Source organism: Methanococcoides sp. AM1, assembly GCF_900774055.1.
In the GTDB taxonomy this organism is placed as follows: domain Archaea; phylum Halobacteriota; class Methanosarcinia; order Methanosarcinales; family Methanosarcinaceae; genus Methanococcoides.
The window spans coordinates 533,286-540,686 of the sequence record NZ_CAAGSW010000001.1 but is presented as its reverse complement, the minus strand read 5'-3'; the positions used below and the strand labels follow the sequence as shown (position 1 = coordinate 540,686).

The window sequence follows — 7,401 nt, the reverse complement described above, 5'->3', positions numbered from 1 at the left end:
TTGTCGGAAAAGAACTCTATGTTTAATTAGAGAGTTGTTTTCTTTGCACAATGTTGGTTAGTTCTTTTTGATAGATAAAGTCACTATCAGTCAGAATTAACCGAACTGCCAATTTCAACGTCAGACCGGAAAAGCTCAGGTCTCCACTAATGATTTTGAAATGGAGGTGATTGAAATTCCGCGCACGTTGTGCGGGATTCTCTTGATACATTCCATCGCATATATACCTTCCGATTCGGAAGATTGTGACACATTTTTGGAGAATGTGCCGATATGCGTGAAAATATATCACGTTTTTCGAACTCTCAACAGATCGTGTCAGAATCGACAGCAACCAGCTCATTGAGAGCACCCCTACAATAGCTCCCTTGCATATATACGTTGTGTGACAATATGTGACATGGGTATATATGGGAACCAAATGACAGGCTTTTTTCGATAACACATATGCCAAATTTCCAATGGATCAAAGGCTTCTTTCAAATGTCTGTTCACACTTGAAATTATAAGGAAATCGCCATCATAAGAAGTTAAAATGGGAATATACCAAATGGTCCGGTACAAAGAATTCATGATGAAACCTGCCCTGACATACCTTGTATCATCCTGGACTGCCGTGACCTTGCCGGAGTGCAATACATTCTATATAGTAATCTCCTGAAGAAACTAATACAACCACCATTTCCTATTTATACCATTAATCATGTAGTTTATACGATCATTATGGATACAACTACACAACTGAGGGATCGCTTTTTACGGCGATAAACCGATTCAAGACCGAAAGATAAGCATTTTTGACACGACCCTTCGTGATGGCGAACAAACCCCTGGTGTATCCCTTACTCCTGAGCAAAAGATCGAGATCGCTCATCAGCTTGCAAAGCTTGGAGTGGATACTATCGAGGCAGGATTCCCAATAGCCTCTGCAGGTGATATGGAATCCGTGCATAATATCGCAACCGCAGGTCTCACATCAGAGGTATGCGGACTTGCACGTGTTCTCACAAAGGACCTTGATGCCTGTATTCAGGCAGACGTAGGAATGATACACACCTTCGTATCAACATCTGACATCCAGAGGATACATACTATCAAGAAGAGCCGTGAAGAAGTAATTGAAATGGCGATCAATGCCGTAGAGTACATCAAGGACCACGGCATGCGCTGCATGTTCTCTGCAATGGACGCAACCAGAACAGATATGGACTATCTGATCGAGGTCTACAAAGCAGTAGAAGCTGCAGGATGTGACATCATCAACGTTCCCGATACCGTGGGAGTGATAGCTCCATCAGGCATGTATCGCCTCATAAGTGAACTGGATAAGGAGATCAATATCCCTATCGACACTCACTGCCACAATGACTTCGGACTTGCCGTAGCAAACAGTCTGATGGCCATAGAAGCCGGTGCAAGCCAGGCACAAGTTACGGTCAACGGACTTGGAGAACGTGCAGGAAATGCCGATCTTGCGGAAACAGTAATGAGCTTGCGCTCTATCTATGGTGCAAAGACGAACATCAACACCGAATACATCGTTGAAACTGCACGCATGGTAGAACGTTATACAGGAGTGGCCATTCCACCGCATATGCCGATAGTCGGAGAGAACGCATTTGCCCATGAATCAGGCATACACACACACGGCGTCCTCGAGAACTCCGATACATTCGAACCCGGCATCATGACACCGGAAATGGTTGGTCATACGCGCAGGATAGTACTCGGAAAACACGCAGGCAAACATGCAGTTCTCAGATCACTTCAATCTGCGAACATCCATCCTTCCGATGAACAGCTCAATGCCATAATCGACAAGGTAAAACTGCTTGCAGACAAAGGCAAACGCATAACCGATGCCGACCTCTATGTGATAGCATTCGATATCCTTGGTAAACCGGAAGGAATGCCAACTATCGATCTCAAAGAGGTGAGTGTGATGACAGGAAACGTCACCACATCAACAGCTGTTGTAAAGGCCCTGGTCAACGGAACCGAACGCATCACATCTGATGTAGGTGTCGGACCTGTGGATGCAGCCCTGAAAGCCGTTGAGACACTCATCGGAAAACATGCAACAAGCGTAAGCATACATGACTTCAGGATAGAAGCAGTGACCGGCGGTGCAGATGCACTGGCAGAGGTCATTATCGGTGTGCAGGACCAAAAGGGTAGAATAGTCACAGCCCGTGCCGCAAACGCGGATATTGTCCTTGCCTCGGTAGAAGCGCTCGTAACAGCTATTAACATGCTCCTTAAGACGTAAGAACTTTTACGAGCAATTTAACAATGGATATCATGAGCCTTATCTTAGGCTTGTGACTTCCATATAAAGACCATCAATAAAGCTTCACATAATTGTGAAGCATTACTGTTTTTTGGATAATATATCGCATTTATTTAAAAAATTAATCAAAAGATATAGGATTAAACACAGATTGTATTTCATCAATGCGCGACTTTGTAGCATCGAGTAATTCCTGTATTCTTTTACGTTCTTGATACAAATCAAATTTCACATTATCATTAATTGCTGCTTCTATTTTACGATTTATATCTTCAATCTAATCGTCATACTTGAGTACATCCCATTTTAGCTCATCAGATTCTTCCACAGCATCGTACATTTCTTGTGTAATCATACCTTAACCTCAATTAAATTCTAAATGACAACAATTTAATTGTTTTTTGCCTCGGCGAGTATGCTGCACCTACGCTTACCAATTTAGAAATAGCATCTGAAAGTGCTTTTGGGGAAAGATGTGTAATTTTTTCAATATCTGCAATGTCAATAATCGTATCCACACCAAAGTATTGTTCCATCTCAAGATAGAGATTTCTGGCATTTTCGGATAGACGGAAAATTTCATTTGTTTCAAGATTGGAATCTCTAAATTGTTGAGAATGATGAAACATGTCCAACCAATTGTAATAACCATTGTCTACATCATCAACAGAAACTTCTGTTTTAAAATTCATTCTAGCAATACTGGAGGCTATCTTAGGACCCGCATCGCCTAAGTCTTGTTTGTATGACAATTTATCTGCATGAGTAAACGTTTCAATCATATCATAGATACGATCAGTGAGGCGTTTCTCAGCTTTTTTTGTGATTACTGGTTGAAACATAAGAGAATCAATCAGTTGTGCTCGAGCAAATGGGATTTCAAATGAAATATCTTTTAGATATTCGTCTCTACGCCTTGTATCAATATCAAATGTTACTGGAACATGCACAAACATTTCTTTTGGATTAAATATTGACAAATTCACTTCCAAGCTATCTATTGAATTCACATTTTTTTCAACTTCAAGTGAATTGTAATAATATGCAGATTTTGTCGATTTAAATTCCTTTGGTATAATTCTCATTATAGACTTGAAGTGCTCCCAGCCACTTTTTTTAGAGATGATACCTGAATCAATACCACCTTTCTCATTAATACCAACTGCATTTGAAGAAACAGAACACAACGCTAGTGTCTGTGCTATTTCATCTATATTCTCAGCTTCCTTTTTAAATGGCCTTTTAAAAAAATCAACATACTCCTCTGAATTCATAACCTTTCGATGAAGTAGTTTGTTGGGATCTATCTTTTCCCAAGATCTCACATACTTTACGTTAGTATTAACTAGATTGTTCATTTTGCCACTAACAACTCTTTCAAGCTCAAAAGAGGTCACTTCAATAAGTTCATTTTTACTAGGGAGAGGAACATCTGAATCTCTTATTGCATAGATTTCTCTTTTTGGGCTTTGAAAAAATGGAGATGGATCAAGATAAAAGATAGATCGACTTCTCCCATCAAATCTCACAAACCCGATTTCATCCTTTTCAAAGATAAGATTGTGTTCGAATCCTGACAATTCATATCCAAATTCGCGAGTTTTCAGAGTTTGTCGAACAACCATGAACCGAGATTCTGTTTATTAATTAATAAGAGTTGTCATGTTAGAGCATTTAAAACAATATAACTGAAAACGCTCGTAACAGCTATTAACATGCTCCTTAAAACATAAGGAGCATGCAAGAGGTCATAGATTCACACTGTCACCTGGATTTTCCAAAATTCAAACGTGACCGTGAAGAAGTAATTGAACGAGCACGCAATGCGGGTGTTGTTGAAATGGTCAATTCAGGTATTGACCTTAAGACGAACATATCAACACTCGCACTTGCAAAAGAATACGATTTTATTCATCCTACAATTGGCCTGAGCCCACTTGTTGTTTCTCATTATGGTAACGAAGTCGCCGATGAGATCCTTCTCCAGCTTGAACAGGAAGCTGAGCATAGTGTTGGTATCGGCGAAGCTGGTCTTGATTACCACTATTATAAGGACAACAAGGAAAGGGAACACCAGAAAGAATACTTCCGGAGGGTCATCGAGATAGCAGACAGTTATGATAAACCACTAATTATCCATGGAAGGGAAGCTGAAGAAGATTCTTTCGAGATGGTCAGGGACCTTGATAAGGTCATCTTCCATTGCTACGGAGGGTCAGCAGAGACCGCCAATATGATAACAGATGCCGGATACTACATCTCCATCCCTACTATCGTATGTTTTTCAGATCATCACAGGTCCATAGCTGAAAATGTACCTCTTGACAGAATGCTGATCGAGACCGACAGCCCTTACTTATCCCCCAGAAAGGGACGCAATGAGCCAGCATTCGTGCTGGACATACTTCCGGTAATTGCAGAAGCAAAGGAAATTGAAGAAGAAGCAATTGCAAAGGCAACCCTTAAAAATACAAGAAGTGTATTTGGTCTTTAAGATCACAAAAGGAGATACATAATGAAAGTTCAGAGGATCAACACATCCCCATATGCATCCAATTCATACATCATCAATGGAAAGATACTCATCGATCCGGGAATGGATACGAACAAACTTATCCAAAAGCTGGAAGAGCTGACAGAACCGAAGAACATCGAACTGGTAATCCTCACCCATGGACATTTTGATCACAGTGCAGCTGCAAAACCTGTAGCCGAGCTCTGTGATGCCCCCATCGCCATACACAAGGACGATGCCGCATCTTTGAAAAGTGAAGAGTCAAGCGCATCCATGTTATTCTCATCCCCCGCACCGGACTTCGAACCGGACATACTCTATGAGAACGGTGATATCGTCCGGATAAATGACACCGAAGCACTTCAGGTGATCCATACACCGGGACATACCCCAGGTGGTATCAGCCTCTACGAGCCTTATTCCAAAGGACTTTTTTCAGGGGACACCGTGTTCCCTAATGGAGGCATTGGACGTACTGATTTTGCAGGAGGAAACATGGAAGACCTTTCAAGATCGATCGAAAAGCTCACCGAGCTGGACGTTATCACCCTGTACCCCGGACACGGACCTGTAACCAGTGAGGACGTGAACAAACAGATACGCCTGTCCCTGCAGATGTCAAAAACATTCCGATAAAGAGAAAGATCATGTCAGGAAAAAAACGTAAACCAAAAGGCTCTGATGAGTCAAAATTTCTCCCCATGGACCGCAAAGAGTGCAAAAGACGAGGATGGGATGAACTTGATATTATCATCGTGACCGGAGATGCATACGTAGACCATCCCGGTTTTGGTGTAACAATAATAGGTCGTGTTCTCGAGGATGCCGGTTTTAAAGTTGGAATAATCGCCCAGCCAGAATGGGATAATACTGACGATTTCATGAAACTTGGCAGACCCCGCCTCTTTTTCGCAGTAGCTGCAGGCAACACTGACTCAATGGTCAGCAATTACACACCTGCACTCAAACCCCGGCCAAAGGACCTGTACTCCCCGGGCGGCAAATCCGGACTACGTCCAAATCGCACAACAGTCGTCTATTCCAACAGAATAAAGGAAGCATACCCTGACGTGCCTATCGTGATCGGAGGTATTGAAGCATCGCTCCGCCGTTTTGCAGAATATGACTACTGGTCCGACAAAGTAAGGCAATCCATACTTGCAGATGCACCTGCAGACCTGCTGGTCTATGGAATGGGAGAATTGCAGACCACGGAAATTGCCCGCAGGCTTGATGCCGGCGAAGATATCAGCAGCATAAGGAACATCAGGGGAACCGCATGGAAGCTGGAAGTAAAAAAATGGAAGGAAATGAAGACAGGTGAAGATACCACTCTCCCTTACGTGGAACTCCCATCCTACACAGAAGTATCATCTGACAAGCAGCTCTATGCAAAAGCATTCAAACTTATGTATGAGCAGCAGGATCCTGTCAGAGGCATAACGCTAATACAACCTCATCCAAAAACTACCATCATCCAGAACCCTCCGATGAGGCAACTTTCCCAGGAGGAACTTGACCATGTCTACGAGTTGCCTTACACAAGGGATGAACATCCCTCTTACAAGGAAAAAGTGCCGGCACTGGAAACTGTTAAATTCTCCATTACAACTCACAGAGGTTGCTTTGGAAGCTGTTCTTTCTGTGCTATAACCCAACATCAGGGACGTACTGTCTCAAGCCGAAGCATCGAGTCCATAGTGCGTGAAGCACACTTGCTTACAAAACTAAAAGGATTCAAAGGTAATATAATCGGAGTTGGAGGCCCCAGCGCCAACATGTACGCCATGAAGTGCAAGAAATGGGAAAAGAGCGGAGCATGCAAGGATAAACTCTGCCTGTATCCGGAACCCTGCCCCTCCATGGACACATCCCACAAAGAGAACATAGAGATGTTACGCCGCCTTCGGGAGATCCCAGAAGTAAAGAATGTCTTTGTAAGTTACGGAGTACGCTATGACCTTGCACTCCTTGATACTGAGTATATCGAAGAGCTATGTGAACATCATATTAGTGGACAGCTGAAGATCGCTCCTGAACACTATTCTAAAGAAGTCACTGACTGTATGAAAAAGCCTGGAAAAGAGGTTTTCGAGGAATTTGCCGATATCTTTGAGAAGACTAACAAGAAGCTTAACAAAGACCAGTATCTCGTAACATTTCTCATGTCAGGGCACCCTGCCTGCACCATGGAAGATATGGTCGAACTGGCAGAGTACATCAAGGAGACGAACCGTTACACTGAGCAGGTACAGGACTTCACACCAACCCCTATGACAGCTGCCACATGCATGTTCCACACAGGGATGGATCCCTTTACAGGGAAGAAGGTATATGTAGCTACATCACGAAGAGAAAAGAACATACAACGTGCTATGATGCACTACCGTGATCCGCACAACCAGAGTCTTGTATACGAAGGTCTCAAACTGGCAGGTCGACAGGACCTCATTGGAAATACATGGAACTGCCTCATATCAAGAAAAGGAAAGAAAACATCATCATCGACAAAAAGATGAAAGATTTTATAACATAAGGTTAATCGATAATACTTGAAAAGATAAGAAATCGCAAATGTGTCTTTACTGCTATCTAA

At 42.6% G+C, this 7,401-nt stretch carries 5 protein-coding genes; 4 read left to right on the top strand and 1 reads right to left on the bottom strand.

Going from position 1 to position 7,401, the window contains the following annotated elements; genetic code table 11:
- Positions 1-772: 772 nt before the first annotated feature.
- Positions 773-2,269, top strand: coding sequence for a 2-isopropylmalate synthase (locus E7X57_RS02660; protein WP_135610246.1), 1,497 nt, complete (start codon positions 773-775; stop codon positions 2,267-2,269).
- A 389-nt stretch (positions 2,270-2,658) separates the two neighbouring features.
- Here the strand turns inward: E7X57_RS02660 and E7X57_RS02655 are convergent, their stop codons facing one another.
- Complete coding sequence (locus tag E7X57_RS02655; RefSeq protein ID WP_135610244.1) at positions 2,659-3,915, bottom strand: hypothetical protein; 1,257 nt, start codon at positions 3,913-3,915, stop codon at positions 2,659-2,661.
- A gap of 113 nt (positions 3,916-4,028) precedes the next feature.
- On the opposite strand from E7X57_RS02655, the gene E7X57_RS02650 reads away from it, so the two are divergent.
- Genes E7X57_RS02650 through E7X57_RS02640 form a run of 3 tightly spaced genes read left to right on the top strand, consistent with a single transcriptional unit; the run spans position 4,029 to position 7,324 of the window.
- Entirely contained in the window at positions 4,029-4,784 is a 756-nt protein-coding gene (locus E7X57_RS02650) for a TatD family hydrolase (protein ID WP_135610242.1), read from the top strand.
- A gap of 21 nt (positions 4,785-4,805) precedes the next feature.
- Positions 4,806-5,441 (top strand): MBL fold metallo-hydrolase, encoded by a 636-nt coding sequence (locus E7X57_RS02645; RefSeq protein ID WP_135610240.1) that lies wholly within the window; start codon positions 4,806-4,808, stop codon positions 5,439-5,441.
- An 11-nt stretch (positions 5,442-5,452) separates the two neighbouring features.
- On the top strand, positions 5,453-7,324 hold the full coding sequence (locus E7X57_RS02640; RefSeq protein ID WP_135610238.1) for a YgiQ family radical SAM protein: 1,872 nt from the start codon (positions 5,453-5,455) through the stop codon (positions 7,322-7,324).
- Positions 7,325-7,401 lie beyond the last annotated feature (77 nt).